Source organism: Leifsonia poae, assembly GCF_050632195.1.
Lineage (GTDB): Bacteria > Actinomycetota > Actinomycetes > Actinomycetales > Microbacteriaceae > Leifsonia > Leifsonia poae_C.
Map to the genome: position 1 here is coordinate 1,508,418 of NZ_CP192580.1, position 15,659 is coordinate 1,524,076.

Genomic DNA, 15,659 nt, shown 5'->3' on the forward strand with positions numbered 1-15,659 from the left:
AGCTGAACGAGGAGTCTGCATGGTCACGGGTGTCAACGGTCTGTTCGGAGTCGAATCGCCGATCGTGCTGGGGCCGTTCGGCGGGCTCTCGTCGACGGAGTTGACGGCGACGGTGAGCAACCTCGGCGGGCTCGGGTCGTTCGGGCTCTACGGCTACGAGCCCGAACGGATCCGGCAGACCGCTCGAGCGCTACGTGAGCTCACGCCGAAGCCCTTCGCGCTCAATCTCTGGGTTCCGCGCGACGATGCGGTGCCGGCCGATATCCCTTCGGAGGAGTACGAGAGGTTCGCGGCGGTTCTCGAACCGTTCTTCCGCGAGGTCGGCGCTGAGGTGCCGTCACGTCCGGAACGATTCCTGCCATCGTTCGACGAACAGATCGAGGCCGTGCTGGAACTCGCGCCCGCAGTGGTGAGTTTTGTATTCGGCCTCCCGTCGGCGTCCCTCGTCGAGGCGGCGCAGTCGAAGGGGATCGTGGTCGTCGGCACGGCCACCACGGTCGACGAGGCGCGATACCTCGAGGAGGGCGGGGCGGATGCGATCGTCGCGACGGGCCTCGAAGCCGGCGGACACCGCGTGTCATTCCTCCGCGGAGCCGAGGAGTCGCTGGTCGGGAGCTTCGCGCTCATCCCTCAGGTGGCGGATGCCGTGAGCGTGCCCGTCATCGCTGCCGGCGCGATCGGCGATCGGCGGAGCGTTGCGGGTGCCTTCGCGCTCGGGGCATCCGGGGTCCAGGTGGGGACGGCGTTCCTCGCGACAAGGCAGTCGGCCACGAACGACACCCACCGCGAAGCGATCCGCGTCGCCACGGCCGACGGGACCGTCCTGACACGTGCCATGAGCGGTCGACTCGCCCGCGGCATCCCGAACCGGGCGATCCGGACGATCGAGCAGAGCGGCGTGATCGCGCCGTTCCCGCTGCAGAACTGGCTGACCGGGCGCTTCCGGGCGGAGGCGAACAAGCAGGGCAACGGCGAACTGCAGTCGTTGTGGGCGGGGCAGGCAGCCGCGCTCGCGCGGCACACGGATGCGGCAGACGTCTACGCGGAACTGCTCGCGGGCGTGCCCCGCTGACGTTCGGCCCGCAGAACCGACCGCACACTCACATCCGGTCGCAGATCCAGTCGGCGGAGCAACTGGGCGTTCACCGCCACCACGATCGTGGAGAGGGACATCAGCAGCGCACCTACCTCCATCGGCAGCACGAAACCGATCGGGGCGAGCACCCCCGCCGCGAGCGGCACCGCGATCAGGTTGTAACCCGCGGCCCACCAGAGGTTCTGCTTCATCTTGCGGTAGCTCTTGCGGGAGAGATCGATCACCGAGATCACCGAACGCGGATCGTCGCTCGCGAGGATCACGCCCGCTGAGGCGATGGCCACATCCGTGCCGGCGCCGATCGCGATCCCGACATCGGCCTGAGCGAGCGCCGGGGCGTCGTTGACGCCGTCGCCGACCATCGCGACCTTGCGCCCCTCCCGCTGCAGCGCGTGAACCTTCTCGGCCTTGTCCTCAGGATGCACGCCCGCGAAAACGCGGTCGATGCCGAGTTCTGCCGCCACCGACTTCGCGACCGCCTCCGCGTCACCGGTGATCATCACGACCTGCACACCGAGAGCGTGCAGCGCATCGACGGCCTGACGCGACTCCTCCCGCACCTCGTCGGCCAGGCCGACCGCCCCGATGACCTCGCCGTCGACGAGCACGTGCAGGATGATCGCGCCCTCGTCGATCCAACGGGCCGTAACGGCGAGTGGTTGCGCCGAGTACTCGCGCAGCATGCTCGGACCGCCGACGCTCACCCGTCGGCCGTTCACGGTCGCCGTCACTCCGACGGCGGTCGCCGCCTGGAATCCGGATGCGCGCGGCACATCGAGTCCGCGTTCGCGCGCTGCCAGCACGATGGCCTTGGCCAGCGGATGCTCGCTGTCCGCCTCCGCGGCGGCCGCGACCGCGAGCACATCGTTCTCTGTCCCGGTTCCGGATGAGCTCACGAGCGACACCACCGGCTCGCCCTTGGTCAGTGTGCCGGTCTTGTCGAAGAACACCGTGTCGATCGTGCGCATGCTCTCGAGTGCGAGCCGATCCTTGACCAGTACCCCGCCCTTCGCGGCCCGCTCGGTCGAGATCGAGACAACGAGGGGGATGGCGAGTCCGAGGGCGTGCGGGCAGGCGATGACGAGCACGGTGATCGTGCGCACGATCGCGTCGTCGGGACTGCCGACGAGCGTCCAGACGATCGCGGTGAGGACGCCCGCGCCGAGCGCGAACCAGAACAGCCAACCGGCGGCTCTGTCCGCGATCCGCTGCGCGGGGGAGCTGGAGTTCTGCGCCTCCGTCACGAGCCTCTGGATGCCTGCGAGAGCGGTGTCCGCGCCGACAGCTGTCACCCGCACGCGGATGGCGTTGTCGGTGGCGACGGTACCCGCGACCACATGGTCTCCGGGCGCGCGGGTGACCGGTCGCGACTCCCCGGTGATCATGGACTCGTCCACATCCGCGACCCCGTCGATCACGTCACCGTCGGCAGGCACCCGGCCGCCCGGGCGCACGATGACGGTATCGCCGACGCGGAGTTCGGCGGGGGAGACCACCACCACGGCGTCGCCGTCGACGCGTTCGGCTTCATCGGGGAGGAGTGCGGCAAGAGACTCCAGGGCAGAAGACGTCTGCGCGAGCGAGCGCATCTCGATCCAGTGGCCGAGGAGCATGATCACGATGAGCAGCGCCAGCTCCCACCAGAAGTCGAGTCCCCTATCGAGGAGGCCGAGGCTCGCGCCCCATGAGGCGACGAACGCGACGGTGATCGCCAGGGCGATGAGCAGCATCATGCCGGGCTTGCGCATCCTGAGCTCGGAGACGGCGCCGGTGAGGAACGGTCGGCCGCCCCAGAAGAACATGACGGTGCCCAGGATGGGCGAGACCCAGGCAACCCAGGCCGCGTCGGGGAGCGGGTACCCGAGGATCTCCGCGAACATGTGGCTGAAGCCGACCACGGGAACGGCGACGATCAGCATGATCCAGAACAGGCGGCGGAACTGGGCGACGTGATCGCCGTGTCCGGCGTGGCCACCATGACCCATCGCGGCGTGGTCCATGGTGGCGTGATCCATCGCACCGTGGTCCATCGTGGCGTGGTCGGTCGACTCGTCCGCATGGTCGTGCTGGTGCTCGCTCATGCCCGTCAAGTTATACCCCTAGGGGGTATACTGTCAATCCTCCCGAAACAAGGGCCGGACCGATTTGCGCAGTACCAGGAGGGGGTATAGTTTCATACCGGCCAGGGGTATCTCCCTCGTCTCACGCAGACCACACGAAAGGACTCCGCCATGAGCGCCGCCGCCACCTATCTCGTCAGCGGGATGACTTGCTCGCATTGCGTGACGAGCGTCACCGAAGAGCTGACAGCCCTGGATGGCGTCGAGTCGGTGTCTGTCGACCTGCGGGCGGGCGGTACCTCGACCGTGGCCGTCGCATCCGTCGGCCCGCTCGATCGCGTCGCCGTGCGCGCGGCCGTCGAGGAAGCGGGATACGCGCTGGTCGACGCGTGAGCCTCGTGGACGTCGAGCTCGACATCGGCGGTATGACCTGCGCATCCTGTGCCACCCGCATCGAACGCAAGCTCAACAAGCTGCCGGGTGTCGAGGCGACCGTGAACTACGCCACCGAGAAGGCGCGCGTTCAGGCGCCGGCGGGCACTGGGACGGACCAGCTGATCGCGACGGTCGAGGCCGCGGGGTACAAGGCCGAACTGCCGTCCGCGCCTGTTTCCTCGAGTGGGGTGACCTCCGCAGGCCCGGAAGATGAGACCCGGGAGCTACGTCAGCGCTTGGTCATCAGCACCGCCCTGACGGTGCCGGTTGTGCTGCTGGCGATGATTCCCGCGCTGCAATTCACCAACTGGCAGTGGCTCTCGCTCGCCCTCGCAGCCCCCGTGGCGCTGTGGGGTGCGTGGCCGTTCCACCGTGCCGCAGCGATCAACGCCCGGCACGGCGCGGCAACGATGGACACCCTGATCAGCGTCGGGGTGCTCGCCGCGCTCGGCTGGTCGCTGTACGCCCTCTTCTTCGGCACGGCCGGCGAGCCCGGGATGCACATGACCTTCGCGCTCTTCGGCGCACCGGCCAGCGGTGCGAGCGAGATCTACCTCGAGGTCGCCTCGGCGGTGACCGTCTTCATCCTGGGCGGCCGCTACCTGGAGGCGCGCGCGAAGAAGCAGTCCGGCGCCGCTCTGCGTGCGCTGCTGGAATTGGGGGCGAAGGATGCGTCGGTGCTGCGCGATGGCGTCGAGTCACGCATCCCTGTGGCCGCGTTGGCCGTCGGTGACAGGATCGTCGTTCGGCCCGGCGAGAAGATCGCCAGCGACGGGCTCGTCGTCGACGGCTCCTCGGCCGTCGATCTGAGCATGCTAACGGGCGAGTCGGTTCCCGTGGAGGTCGGTCCCGGGGATCGAGTCGTCGGCGCCACGGTCAACGCGGGTGGACGACTCGTGGTCGAGATCACCCGTGTCGGCGCCGACACCGAGTTGGCTCGAATGGGCCGCCTCGTCGAGGAGGCGCAGACCGGTAAAGCGGCCGTTCAGCGCCTGGCCGACCGCGTCTCCGCGGTGTTCGTGCCGATCGTCATCGCGCTGTCGCTCGTCGCCTTCGCCGCCTGGCTCATCTCGGGCGCGCCGGTCGAGCTCGCCTTCACGGCCGCCGTCGCCACGCTGATCATCGCGTGCCCGTGCGCACTGGGCCTCGCGACCCCCACCGCGCTGCTCGTCGGGACGGGTCGGGGATCGCAGCTGGGCATCCTCATCCGGGGCCCTCAGGTGCTCGAGCAGACCCGGACCGTCGACACGATCGTGCTCGACAAGACCGGCACGGTGACCACGGGATCGATGACGGTCATCGAGGTCGTCGCGTTCGACGAGGTGACGGACAGGGATGTGCTCGCGATCGCTGCCGCTGTCGAGGACGGCTCCGAGCATCCCATCGCCCGCGCTGTCGTCGAGCGATCGCGTGCTCTCGTGGACGGATCCGAGGCGCTGGAGGTTGCCGAGTTCGTCTCGCACGCCGGACAGGGAGTGCAGGCGATGGTGGGCGGTCGGCTCGCGCTCGTCGGGCGTGCATCCTGGCTCACCGAGTCGTGGTCGATCGACGTTTCGCCCGCAGTCTCGGATGCCGTCGCTGCGGCGGAGTCGGCCGGCGGAACCGTGATCGCGGTCGCGTGGGACGGTGCGCTCCGTGGCCTGATCACGGTCGGCGACACGGCGAAGGCCTCGAGTGCTGAGGCGATCCGCCGGTTCAGGGCGCTCGGCTTGAACCCGGTGCTCCTGACCGGCGACAACGCGGGCGCCGCCGACGCCGTCGCGGCCGAAGTGGGAATCGACGAGGTTCACGCGGGTGTCACTCCGCAGGGCAAGCTCGACCTCATCAGGACGCTGCAGGATGAGGGTCGGGTCGTGGCGATGGTGGGCGACGGGGTGAACGACGCGGCGGCTCTGGCTGCTGCCGATCTGGGCATCGCCATGGGCGGCGGCACGGATGCGGCGATCGCGGCGAGCGACATCACCGTCGTCAGCGGAGACCTGCTCGTGGTGGCGGATGCGATCCGGCTCTCCCGCAGAACCCTCGCAGTGATCAAGGGCAACCTGTTCTGGGCGTTCGCGTACAACGTCGCGGCGATACCTGTCGCCATGCTCGGACTGCTCAACCCGCTGCTCGCGGCCGCGGCGATGGCGTTCTCGTCGGTGTTCGTGGTGACCAACAGTCTGCGGCTTCGCCGGTTCGCGCCACGAATCTGAGGTCTGCTGCAAGCGAACTGGGGCCATAGGCGTCCCGCCCCGGACGTACGCTCTGGTTCCATGAACGATCTGCCGGCGATGGATGACGACGGGCTGCTCGACGCATACTCGCGCACCGTCATGGCCGTCGCGACGCGCGTGCTGCCGAGCGTCGCGAGCGTCAGTGTGCGCAGCGCCCGCGGAGCCGGCTCGGGGAGCGCGAGCGTGATCACGCGAGACGGTTTCCTGCTGACAAGCGCGCACGTCGTGGCTGGGGCGAACTCTGCCGAAGCAGCCTTCTCCGACGGCACCACCACGCAGGTCGATGTCGTCGGCCGCGACACCCTGTCGGATCTGGCGGTACTGCATGCGCGTGGTCCGGTTCCGCATCCTGTGGAGCTCGGGGATGCGTCGCACCTGCATGTAGGACAGGTCGTGGTCGCTCTCGGCAACCCGCTCGGTCTCGCCGGAAGCGTCACCGCGGGCATCGTCTCGGCGCTCGGGCGCTCGCTGCCGACGCAGTCGGGCCGAGTGATCGACGAGGTCATCCAGACCGACGCGGCGCTCAACCCGGGTAACAGCGGGGGAGTGCTCTCGGACAGCGCGGGCCGGATGGTCGGGGTCAACACCGCCGTCGCCGGAATCGGTGTCGGCCTCGCCGTGCCGATCAACGCCACCACGCGCGAGATCATCACCGCTCTCATGACGAAGGGCAGGATGCGTCGCGCCTGGCTCGGCATCGCCGGCGCCCAGGTGCCGCTCTCGCCCGAACTGGCCGCCCGCATCGGCTCGCCCACCGGGCTGCAAGTTGCCGGCGTCTCGCCGGGGAGCCCAGCCGCGGAGGCCGGTCTCAGGCGCGGCGACATCGTCGTCGAGCTGGCCGGCAAGCAGGTGGTCACGGCCACGGCCGTGCAGCAGCTCATGGTCGAGGATGCGATCGACAAGCCCATCGAGATCACCGTCTGGCGGAATGGCGCCCTGGTCGACGCGATCACCGTGCCGCGGGAGCTCGACGAATCCTGAGCCTCGCGCACCCCGCGCTCTGGGGCTCCCGGGCGCCGTACGAACGCGAATACCGTTGGGTGCTCCCGAAATGAGGCCGCCCATGACCGACACCCGTCTGCCCGAAGCCGGCTGGTTCCCCGACCCCGCAGGATCGCTCGGGATGCGCTGGTGGACCGGCACCGGATGGAGCGAACACCTTCGCCCGTTCGATGCGCCGGTCGTGGCCGCGCCAGCCTCGGCAGCGGTTGCCGCCCCGGTCGCGCCCGTAGCCACGCGTGCACCCGTGCGCGTGCCCGACCGCGGACAGCTGACCACCTCCAGCTTCCACCCGGGGACGCAGCCGATCGACACGGTCGTCGCGCCGGTCTTCGGTGGGCCGCTAGGTCCCTCCCTCGGGAACGTCGGCCACGGTGCCCTGCGGAACGTCCTCGCCTACCGGAGCGTGAATTTCGGGGCGACGGCGGCGATCCTGTTCGTTTTCGCGGTCATCAGTGCGGATCTGGCCGTGCACGCGCTGCCATTCGTCTGGGTGATCTTCCTGTCGCTCGTGCTCGTCATCGTGGGCAGCGCTCTCGCCGTGACAGCGGCCATCCTCGCGATCATCGCCCTCTGCCGGGTGCGAACTTACCGAGGGCTCGGGCCCGCGATCACCGGCCTCGCTTTCGGAATCGTCTTCTGCTTCACCTTCCCGCTCGTCCGCCTCACGATGCAATTCCTGCTGACGTTCCTGGGCTAAGCGTTCGGGTGCGGGGCTTGGGTGCGGAGCGCGCCTAAGACAGCTTGTCGCCGCTGGCTCTGCCTGTCTTCAGCAACTCGGCGGTCGCCGGGCTGAGATCGTTCCACGAGCCGAGCATCCTGAAGACCGCGATTCCTGACGTGCGCAGGGTGACCAACTCGCCGGCGAGCGCGGATGCAAGGTCTTCCATTCCCGGATTGTGTCCGACCAGCACGAGGGTTTCGACATCGTCGGGTATCTCGCGTAAGACCGCGAGAAGTTGCCCCGCCGTTGCGGCATACACGCGATCGTCGACGAGCACCTGCGGGGGAGTGCTGAGTCGGACGGATGCGAGCTCCCACGTCTGTCGGGCGCGATTCGCGGGCGAGATGACGGCGAGTCCGATAGCGGCAGCGTGTTCGGCGAGCCAGAGCCCTGCCTGACCGGCCTGGCGGACTCCGCGCTCGGCGAGCGGCCGCTCGATGTCCGCCTCGGGCCCCGACCAGTCCGACTTCGCGTGCCGCAACAGCACCAGCGTGCGCCCAGAACCATTCGTCATCCCCCCAGTCTGCGCCTCACTCTCCGCCCGCGCACGTCCCGCCCAACGCAATCGACTCCGGGAAGAATTCCCTCATCCGCGCCGGAATAGGGTGATTTTGGCCGGAGTCGATTGCGTTAGGGGGCGGCGGGGGCGGCGGGGGCGGCGAAGCCGCGGAGCATCGCGGCGAGCATCCGCGTGAGGCGCGGCTCGAGGTCGAGCACGGAGTGCATCAGCCGCGGGTCGCTTCGATAGAGCTCCTCCAGCTCGGGCCCGGGCGTGGCGATCTGGTACAGGGCTCCTGCCAGCGCAACCGCGGCAGCCATGAAGTCGGCCGCGTCGTCCTCGCTCACGGGTACGACCCGCGTCAGCACCTCGACGATCCTGCCGAACTCCTCGATCGACGTGAGCTTGAAGGTGCGCACGCCCTCCACCGAGACGTTGCGCTCGAGGTTGAGCGGGGTCTGCGCCAACAGGTCGCAGAACAGCGGTCGCGAGGTCAGCGACGAAGCGATCACGCGGGCGACGGATGCGGGCGACCGGTCGTCCAGTCCCTCCAGGGTCTCGCATACGGCCGGCGACCACTCCCGCCAGGACGCCGCGGTCAGGCGCAGGAAGATCTGCTCGCGGGTCTCGAAGTAGCGCAGCAGCGCCGACTTGTGCATCCCGACCGCTTCGGCGATATCGGTGAGTGTCACGCGACGGATCCCGTTGGCGAGCCCGAGCGCGCGTGCGGCGTCCAGGATCGCGGCCTCCCGTTGGAGTTTCGCGTCGGTGCTGCGCGCCCGCTGGAACCCTGTCGTCGTCGTCATGGGAACATCCTAATACAACCGGGTTGCGTAAATAAGAGAACAGTGTTGTACTAAGTGCATGACAAAGCCACAAGAACAGATTTGGTTCATCACCGGCTCCTCGCGCGGCTTCGGGCGCGCCCTCGTGCGAGCGGCCCTCGAAGCGGGCGACAGCGTCGCGGCAACCGCACGCAAGCCCGAGCAGCTCGACGACCTGGTGCAGGAGTTCGGTGACCGTGTGCATCCCATCGCCCTCGATGTGACGGATGCGCAAGCCGCCCAGCGCGCGATCGCCGAAGCCCGAGAGACCTTCGGCCGCCTCGACGTGATCGTGAACAACGCGGGATACTCCAACGTCTCGCCGATCGAGTCGACCGACGACGACGACTTCCGCACCCAGTTCGAGACGAATTTCTGGGGCGTCTACAACGTCACGAAGGCAGCGATCCCGGTGCTTCGAGAGCAGGCGGGCGGACTCGTGATCCAGTTCTCCTCCGTGGGCGGACGGGTCGGCGGGTCGCCGGGCATCGCGTCGTATCAGGCGGCCAAGTTCGCGATCGACGGCTTCAGCCGGGTGCTCCAGACCGAGACGGCTCCGTTCGGCGTGAAGGTCCTCGTGGTCGAGCCGAGCGGATTCGCGACCGACTGGGCGGGCTCGTCGATGACGGTGCGAGACATCCCTGAGGCGTACGAGCAGACCGTCGGAGCGATGAATTCCAGGATGCGCCAGAACACGCAAGGACCGGCGGGAGACCCTCAGCGGGCCGCGGAAATCCTCGTCCGAGTCGCCAAGCGCAGCGACATCCCGTACCACCTGCCGCTCGGTGTCAACGCGGCCGAGATGTCCATTGCTCAGGATCGCGCGGCTGCTCGCGGAAGACGAGAAGTGGCAGCTGGTCAGCCGTTCGGCCGACTTCGACGAGCCGTACCCGGCCGACTTCCCGGCCGATTTCCCGGCCGACGACCCCGCAGAAGCGGCCTGACCGCTACCCGCAGAGCCCGACGCCCGCCGACGTGAGGATCACCGAGCGGTTCTGCTCCGCGAGCGCATCGGAGTACGCGCCGCCGGCATCCGTCTCGCTCTTCCACCCGCACCAGTCGTAACCCACTCCCGCCGTCGTCAACAACGACGCGGGTACACCGAGCCCGACGAGCGCCGTCTTCACCGCATCCGCCCGCCGGAGCGACAGGGCGGTATCGGCCGTGTTGTTCGTCGCCTGGTCTTTCGACGCGGTCCCGGTGATCGTGACGGCGGCGCCGTTCTGTTCGATGGATGGCACCAGCTGCTGCAGCACGGCCGAAGCCGCCGCGGGATCGGAGAACGTCGCGGTGTCCTTCGTGAAGAGCAGGTCGCTGTTGCGGATCACGATCGGGTGCGTCCAGTCCGTCTTGGTCTGCACCGCCTCGACCGGCACAGCCGTAACAGCGGGCAGGCCAGAAGCGGCTGCGCCCGACGACGGCTCGGGAAGCAACGAGAGCGTTCCGCCCGCAGCCTTGATGATCGCGGTCCAGATCGCGGTGAGATTGCTGCGGGCGGGGACGGTCAGGGGCGTCTGCGCGCCGGCGACGTCGCCCATCCCGGACCAATACACGGTGACGCCCTTGAGGTCGGTCGGAAGCAGGCCCCGCGACTGGAGGTCGCTCACGACCTGGGCCGGGTCGGCGTAGAGCACGCCGCTTGCTGCAAAGTTCAAGGGATCCGTGGTCTGCAGGCCGCTTCCCGTGACGAGAACGCCCATCGGGTTCGTTCCGAGGTTGCGCGCGGCCTGATCGATGGAGGCGAGGAAGTCCACCTGGGGCGACGTCGCCTTCAGCGCGTTGATGTACGACGTGATCTGCGTGAGCTTGTTGCGCTGATCGCTCTGGCAGACGACCCCATCCTGAGCCGTTGAACCGATCACCGTCGTGCCCATCACCTGCGGCGTTCCCGACGGGACCACGACCGTCACGCTGCCGTTGCTCTGCCCGACGGCCTTCAACTGGGCGACTGCAGACGCGGCGAGTGCCGTCGTCGGGGCGTTCGCGGTGCTTCCGGCGACGACTCCCATGTTGCGCTTGTTCGACTGGTCGCATGACTGACCGGATGCGGTCGCCGAGGCACAGGCGGTGAGCGCAGCTGCGAGGGCGACGACGGTGGCGGCGGCGAAGCCGACACGGGCGAGGCGGAAAGTCACGGGCGGGTCCTTTCGGGTCCGAGATGGGGGAGGCGGGCGAGCCGCTGACAACGGGAGAGGCGGGAGAGCGGATGCGGGTGGGGGTGCAGCCGAGGGTGGGCGAACCTCAATCGCTCAACTGTCGCGGAGGGATCGACGGCGAGATCTCCGACGGCTCGGCCACATGCCGTGCCCGTAGCTCACGGATGATCTGACTCGTGCTGGCCGGGTCCCGTTCGAATTGCGCGAGTTTCGTCGCGAGTTGCGCGCGCAGCAGATCGACTCGCGACGCGAACGTGATTCGTGCGCCGGTGTAGCGCACCGCATCCTCGTGATCGAGTCTCATCGCTTGCTGGGTCGCCTCGCGTGCGGCCACCGCTTCGCCGAGCAGCCGATCGCGGTGCACCCGAAGCTTGTCGACGTGCGCGTGCGCCTTCTCGGTCGCACTCAGCAGCGGACGTGTCGTGAGCCAGGCCACGATGAAGCTGATGGCTCCGGATGTGGCGAGCACCCCCAGCATCAGGAACGCCATGATCGTGTCCGGCGACGACCACGAGAAGCCTGCCGCCGTCGTCGTCGCGGGAGCGCCGGCGAGCCCGGTCAGGCCACCCGCGTTCTGCGCGTCGATGCCGGCCTTGATCCGGGCGATGGTGATCGCCGCGAGCAGGGCCGCCCAGATGAGCGCGAGGGCGACGGCGACGATCGACCAGCGTCGCGACATGACGCCCGCCTGGATGCGACGCATCACCACGGCGACGACGTGCGGCAGCGTCACCACGGCGAGCGAGATGCCCAGCGTGATGATGTACATCTGCGTGCCGATCGCCCCGTACTGGCTGTCGTTGCGGAGCAGCAGAGTGAGCGCCTGCGACAGCAGAACGTAGTCGACGGTGATCATACCGAGCAGCAGCAGATACACGAGAACGTGCACGATCGGCGAGATGTGGCCGACCTGCGAACGGATGCGCGGCGGCTTCAGGACGATGTCTCTTGCCATGTCAGTTCCCCCGATCCTCAGGCGTAGTTGTGGAATTGGGGGTCGTGCCCCGCGAGTTTGGTGTCGAGCCGTTCGGCGGCGATCTCCGCGCGCCGGATGTCGATCTCGGAGCGGAGCAGTGCGTTCCGGATGAGCTCCTCCCGCGTCTGCGCCTTGGCGACCCGGGCTGCAGCGATCGCGACGTTGCGTGTGCGCTGGCGGTCGATGTCAGCGACGCCCGCCCGCTCATAGGCGGCCAGTTCGTGCTCGAAGACCTCGAGCGTCTCCACGTCGACCGCGTCACGCATCCGTCTGAGCTGCCAGAGCATCCGGCGCCTCAAGCGGCTCGGTTTGCGCACCTTGTAGTCGGCAAGCGGTTTGTCACGCTTCGGCATCGTTTCTCCCCTGCCAGAGTTCGAGAAGCTGAGTGTTCTCTTGTGTCGTCAGCCATTCCACGCGGCGCAGCGCGGGTGCGCGCTCGTCGAGGCGGCTCGCCGTACCGGAGCGCCGGTACGCGCCCCAGTAGATCGCGATCTTCTCGTCCGAGTGGTCGTAGTACCTGCTGGCCCGCAGTTTCGCGGAGGTGAACCGGGAGTGGATGAGGGCCGACAGTTCGTCGGCTCGACGCCGGCCGCGCGCGATCCGGCGTTCCAGACGACGGTACTCCTCGAAGGCCGGTCCGCGCCCTTCGCCGATCGCCTCGCGCTCCGCGAGACTGAGCGTGTCGGTCTTGTTCTCGTACGCGGCGGTGTCTGTGTCGAGCGCCCGCACGAGAACGCGGTACTCGGTCAGCTCGCGGTTGATGTTCGCGAAGAAACGCTGCTCCTCACGGCGCGCATACGCGTTCGCGTGCGCCTGGATCGCCTGCACGGTCGGCGTGGACGTCTCTCGCGTTTCGTTATCGAATTGCGATCCGGATGCGCTGCTCGCGGCGTCGTTCAACGCCAGGCGCTCGAGGCGCTTGCGGGCGAGCATCCCGACGCGAAAGGGCGAACGCGCCGCGCTGCGTGCGCTCTGCGACCGTGTCGCCATGAAGACCCCTCCCGAACGTCGCCGTCTATCGGCGAACACGGAGCGTACGCACACCTCCTGGCAAACCTCTAGGGGAATGTCGAATGGTTCCCGATAGTCTCCTTGCGGAGGCGCGTGGGGATGCGCGCCGGACGTTGCGCGAAAGCCGGCACTCGGCCGGAGAACGGACCTCGGGGGATGAGCGACCAGAACGATGCCTTCGCATCGCTTTTCGAGACGAACTACCAGCGGGAGAAGCCGCGACGGCGGGGGCGCGGCTGGATCATCGCAGGGTCGGTTATCGCGATCCTGGTCATCCTGGGCTGGGTCGCCTTCACATTCACGGACAGCGGGCTGCGGGCTACGGCCGAGACCGTCGCCGCGCAGCAGGTTCAGAGTCGGCTGCCCGAAGGAGCCACCGGAGACGTGACCGTCACGATCGGTGGCGGTCCGGTGATTTCGCAGTATCTGAACGGATCGTTCGACGACGTGACCGTCAGCGTCCCGGCGCTGACCGCCGACGGCGCCACCTCCGCCCTCGAACTCCGTGCCAAGGGCGTGGCAACCGACATCACAAAGCCGGTCGAGCAGCTCAGCGGCACCGTGACGTTCGGACCGGCGGCGCTGACGACGGTGGTCCCGTATCCGGGAACCACCAAGGTCGCACTCGGCGACGGGTCAGTGACGTTCTCGGGGACGCAGGGGGATGCGGGTCGAGCGATCGCATACGACGTGACCGCCACCCCATCGCTCGTCGGGCAGAGCATCGTGATGACGCCGACCGCCGCGACCGTCACCTCCGGCGCCGCAGCCGAGCAGCAGCCGGCGATCGTTGCGCAACTCATGGCGCAGAAGCCTGCCGTGTGCCTCGCGAAGTATGTGCCGAAAGGAACGACGCTGACGGGGGTCACGGTGACGCCCGCAGGGCTCGCACTCGCGTTCGGCGGCAAGAACGTGACCCTGTCGAGCCAGACGTTCCGGTCGACGGCCACCTGCACTCCGTGATTCGCCGGGGACGGCGACTCTGCCGTCGGCAGATCTGCTGACGGCAGACAACGACCCGCTGAGCGGTGCCGCTGGGGCAGTCTCGTCCCATGACTGACGACGAGAAACGACCGCAGTTCGACGACCGGATGCGACAGCAGCTCCTGTTCCGCCGCATCCTGGTGCTCGACGGTGCGCTCGACGACGACAACGGCACGATGCTCGCGTCCCAGCTGCTGACTCTGGCGGCCGAGGATGCGCGGGCCGACATCGCGCTCTGGATCCATTCCCCGGGCGGCTCGGTCCCGTCCATGCTCGCGATCCGCGACATCATGCGGTTGGTCCCCAACGATGTGAGCACCTTGGCGCTCGGGCTGGCCTGCAGCGCCGGGCAGTTCCTGCTCTCATCCGGCACCAAGGGGAAACGGTTTGCTCTGCCGCACTCGCGCATCCTGATGCACCAGGGATCGGCCGGCATCGGCGGCTCGGCGGTCGAGGTGGAGGTGCAGGCGAACGACCTGCGCCTGACCAGGGATGTGGTGCTCGGCCTCATCTCGGACGACACCGGCCAGCCGGTCGAGCGCATCTTCGAGGACTCGCTGCACGACCGGTGGTACACGGCCGGGCAGGCGCTCGACTACGGGTTCGTCGATCACGTCGTGGACTCGTTCGAGCAGGTCATGCCGTCAGCAGCATCGAGGGGAGGTAGACCCATGAGCAGTTACACGATCCCCAACGTCATCACGCAACATCCGCGCGGCGAGCGGATCATGGACGTCTACTCGCATCTGCTCTCCGAGCGGATCATCTACCTCGGCACGGCCATCGACGCGGGCGTCGCCAACGCGTTGATCGCGCAACTGCTGCACCTAGACGCAGACAACTCCGACCTGCCGATCAACCTCTACATCAACTGCGAGGGCGGCGACCTGACCTCGATGCTCGCGGTCTACGACACGATGCAGTACATCCAATCGCCAGTCGCGACGACGTGCGTGGGACAGGCGATCGCCGCTGGCGCCGTGCTGCTCGCGGCCGGAACGCGGGGGAGACGTGCCGTGCTCCCGCACACGCGCGTCGTGCTGCACCAGCCGGCCGCCCGAGGGCAGGGCACCATTCCCGATCTGATCCTGCAGGCCGACGAGGTGGTGCGCATCCGCGCCGAACTCGAGTCCATCCTCGCCGAGCACACGGGCCAGTCGGTGGAGACCCTGCGCCACGACACCGACCGCGACCGCGTCTTCACGGCCGACGGGGCTCGCGATTACGGCCTCGTCGACGAGGTGCTCGGGGGCGACACCCGCAGGCGTGAGCGGGTACTCGCCTATCCTGAGGGCATGGTCGGGGATGTGCCCGGGCGAGACCCCGTGGAACCTGCTGTCGAGCTCGCGCTGCCGTTCACAGGCCGGTGGGTGGCCCGCAACAGTCCCGCGCGTCGGATCCCCAGCCACGGCAGCGACCTCTTCGGCGAGCGGTACGCGGTGGACTTCGTCGCCGTGGACGAGCGCGGACGCACCGCAGGCATCCGGGACGCGGGAACGTTGTTCGGCACCGAACCGCCCGACCGCTTCTTCGCCTTCGGACAGCCGATACTGGCGCCTGCTGGCGGTGTGGTCGTTGCGTCGCACGACGGCGAGCCCGATCATCCGGCTCGCCGATCCCAACTCTCGCTTGTGGGCTACATGCTCGGGCAAGCGGGGCGAGTTCGCCGCGGGGTCGAG

The 15,659-nt window shown here is 68.4% G+C and carries 14 protein-coding genes and 2 pseudogenes; 9 read left to right on the forward strand and 7 right to left on the reverse strand.

Annotated features, from left to right (window positions below):
• Positions 1 to 19: 19 nt before the first annotated feature.
• Positions 20 to 1,072, forward strand: a complete 1,053-nt coding sequence (locus ACQ86A_RS07675; protein WP_431279962.1) for an NAD(P)H-dependent flavin oxidoreductase — start codon at positions 20 to 22, stop codon at positions 1,070 to 1,072.
• Here ACQ86A_RS07675 and ACQ86A_RS07680 read toward each other — a convergent pair.
• Positions 1,039 to 3,177, reverse strand: coding sequence for a heavy metal translocating P-type ATPase (locus ACQ86A_RS07680; RefSeq protein ID WP_431279963.1), 2,139 nt, complete (start codon positions 3,175 to 3,177; stop codon positions 1,039 to 1,041). The two genes, ACQ86A_RS07675 and ACQ86A_RS07680, sit on opposite strands and share 34 nt — an antisense overlap.
• A gap of 150 nt (positions 3,178 to 3,327) precedes the next feature.
• On the opposite strand from ACQ86A_RS07680, the gene ACQ86A_RS07685 reads away from it, so the two are divergent.
• The 4 genes from ACQ86A_RS07685 (at position 3,328) to ACQ86A_RS07700 (ending at position 7,506) form a co-directional block, all read left to right on the forward strand.
• Entirely contained in the window at positions 3,328 to 3,549 is a 222-nt protein-coding gene (locus ACQ86A_RS07685) for a heavy-metal-associated domain-containing protein (RefSeq protein ID WP_431279964.1), read from the forward strand.
• Positions 3,546 to 5,786 carry a heavy metal translocating P-type ATPase gene (locus ACQ86A_RS07690; RefSeq protein ID WP_431279965.1) on the forward strand — a complete coding sequence of 747 codons (2,241 nt, stop codon included), beginning with the start codon at positions 3,546 to 3,548 and terminating at the stop codon, positions 5,784 to 5,786. Before ACQ86A_RS07685 ends, ACQ86A_RS07690 begins: the two co-directional genes overlap by 4 nt.
• Positions 5,787 to 5,846: 60 nt before the next feature.
• Positions 5,847 to 6,788: a S1C family serine protease gene (locus ACQ86A_RS07695; RefSeq protein ID WP_431279966.1), complete on the forward strand. Its 942-nt coding sequence runs from the start codon at positions 5,847 to 5,849 to the stop codon at positions 6,786 to 6,788.
• Positions 6,789 to 6,870: 82 nt separating this feature from the next.
• Positions 6,871 to 7,506: a DUF2510 domain-containing protein gene (locus tag ACQ86A_RS07700; RefSeq protein ID WP_431279967.1), complete on the forward strand. Its 636-nt coding sequence runs from the start codon at positions 6,871 to 6,873 to the stop codon at positions 7,504 to 7,506.
• Between the two features lie 34 nt (positions 7,507 to 7,540).
• Here ACQ86A_RS07700 and ACQ86A_RS07705 read toward each other — a convergent pair whose 3' ends face one another.
• Together ACQ86A_RS07705 and ACQ86A_RS07710 are read right to left on the reverse strand one after the other, a co-directional pair.
• Entirely contained in the window at positions 7,541 to 8,044 is a 504-nt protein-coding gene (locus tag ACQ86A_RS07705) for a SixA phosphatase family protein (RefSeq protein ID WP_431279968.1), read from the reverse strand.
• 116 nt (positions 8,045 to 8,160) lie between these two features.
• Entirely contained in the window at positions 8,161 to 8,835 is a 675-nt protein-coding gene (locus ACQ86A_RS07710; protein WP_431279969.1) for a TetR family transcriptional regulator, read from the reverse strand.
• Positions 8,836 to 8,893: 58 nt separating this feature from the next.
• Here ACQ86A_RS07710 and ACQ86A_RS07715 point away from each other — a divergent pair, with 58 nt between their 5' ends.
• Positions 8,894 to 9,832, forward strand: coding sequence for an SDR family oxidoreductase (locus tag ACQ86A_RS07715; protein WP_431279970.1), 939 nt, complete (start codon positions 8,894 to 8,896; stop codon positions 9,830 to 9,832).
• Here the strand turns inward: ACQ86A_RS07715 and ACQ86A_RS07720 are convergent.
• The 4 genes from ACQ86A_RS07720 to ACQ86A_RS07735 all read right to left on the reverse strand — a co-directional run bounded on the left by ACQ86A_RS07720 (position 9,801) and on the right by ACQ86A_RS07735 (position 12,975).
• On the reverse strand, positions 9,801 to 10,988 hold the full coding sequence (locus ACQ86A_RS07720) for an OmpA family protein (RefSeq protein WP_431279971.1): 1,188 nt from the start codon (positions 10,986 to 10,988) through the stop codon (positions 9,801 to 9,803). The genes ACQ86A_RS07715 and ACQ86A_RS07720 overlap by 32 nt on opposite strands.
• Positions 10,989 to 11,094: 106 nt before the next feature.
• A complete protein-coding gene (locus ACQ86A_RS07725; RefSeq protein ID WP_431279972.1) occupies positions 11,095 to 11,964 on the reverse strand; it encodes a hypothetical protein in 870 nt (289 codons plus the stop codon).
• Positions 11,965 to 11,981: 17 nt separating this feature from the next.
• Entirely contained in the window at positions 11,982 to 12,338 is a 357-nt protein-coding gene (locus ACQ86A_RS07730; RefSeq protein ID WP_431279973.1) for a hypothetical protein, read from the reverse strand.
• Positions 12,325 to 12,975 (reverse strand): hypothetical protein, encoded by a 651-nt coding sequence (locus ACQ86A_RS07735; protein ID WP_431279974.1) that lies wholly within the window; start codon positions 12,973 to 12,975, stop codon positions 12,325 to 12,327. The genes ACQ86A_RS07730 and ACQ86A_RS07735 overlap by 14 nt, the downstream gene beginning before the upstream one ends.
• Positions 12,976 to 13,152: 177 nt before the next feature.
• On the opposite strand from ACQ86A_RS07735, the gene ACQ86A_RS07740 reads away from it, so the two are divergent.
• From ACQ86A_RS07740 to ACQ86A_RS07750, 3 genes and pseudogenes are all read left to right on the forward strand, one after another.
• Positions 13,153 to 13,959, forward strand: a complete 807-nt coding sequence (locus ACQ86A_RS07740) for an LmeA family phospholipid-binding protein (RefSeq protein ID WP_431279975.1) — start codon at positions 13,153 to 13,155, stop codon at positions 13,957 to 13,959.
• Between the two features lie 89 nt (positions 13,960 to 14,048).
• Positions 14,049 to 14,639, forward strand: a pseudogene (locus ACQ86A_RS07745) (ClpP family protease); the annotation flags it as partial.
• A 66-nt stretch (positions 14,640 to 14,705) separates the two neighbouring features.
• Positions 14,706 to 15,167: pseudogene (locus tag ACQ86A_RS07750) on the forward strand (ClpP family protease); the annotation flags it as partial.
• Positions 15,168 to 15,659 lie beyond the last annotated feature (492 nt).

Excerpts from the sequence above, each read along its gene's own strand:
- ACQ86A_RS07680 (WP_431279963.1), bottom strand. The coding sequence starts at position 3,177 with ATGAGCGAGCACCAGCACGACCATGCGGACGAGTCGACCGACCACGCC.
- ACQ86A_RS07710 (WP_431279969.1), bottom strand. The coding sequence starts at position 8,835 with ATGACGACGACGACAGGGTTCCAGCGGGCGCGCAGCACCGACGCGAAA.
- ACQ86A_RS07695 (WP_431279966.1), top strand. The coding sequence starts at position 5,847 with ATGAACGATCTGCCGGCGATGGATGACGACGGGCTGCTCGACGCATAC.
- ACQ86A_RS07735 (WP_431279974.1), bottom strand. The coding sequence starts at position 12,975 with ATGGCGACACGGTCGCAGAGCGCACGCAGCGCGGCGCGTTCGCCCTTT.
- ACQ86A_RS07725 (WP_431279972.1), bottom strand. The coding sequence starts at position 11,964 with ATGGCAAGAGACATCGTCCTGAAGCCGCCGCGCATCCGTTCGCAGGTC.
- ACQ86A_RS07740 (WP_431279975.1), top strand. The coding sequence starts at position 13,153 with ATGAGCGACCAGAACGATGCCTTCGCATCGCTTTTCGAGACGAACTAC.
- ACQ86A_RS07685 (WP_431279964.1), top strand. The coding sequence starts at position 3,328 with ATGAGCGCCGCCGCCACCTATCTCGTCAGCGGGATGACTTGCTCGCAT.
- ACQ86A_RS07715 (WP_431279970.1), top strand. The coding sequence starts at position 8,894 with ATGACAAAGCCACAAGAACAGATTTGGTTCATCACCGGCTCCTCGCGC.
- ACQ86A_RS07700 (WP_431279967.1), top strand. The coding sequence starts at position 6,871 with ATGACCGACACCCGTCTGCCCGAAGCCGGCTGGTTCCCCGACCCCGCA.
- ACQ86A_RS07730 (WP_431279973.1), bottom strand. The coding sequence starts at position 12,338 with ATGCCGAAGCGTGACAAACCGCTTGCCGACTACAAGGTGCGCAAACCG.
- ACQ86A_RS07705 (WP_431279968.1), bottom strand. The coding sequence starts at position 8,044 with ATGACGAATGGTTCTGGGCGCACGCTGGTGCTGTTGCGGCACGCGAAG.
- ACQ86A_RS07675 (WP_431279962.1), top strand. The coding sequence starts at position 20 with ATGGTCACGGGTGTCAACGGTCTGTTCGGAGTCGAATCGCCGATCGTG.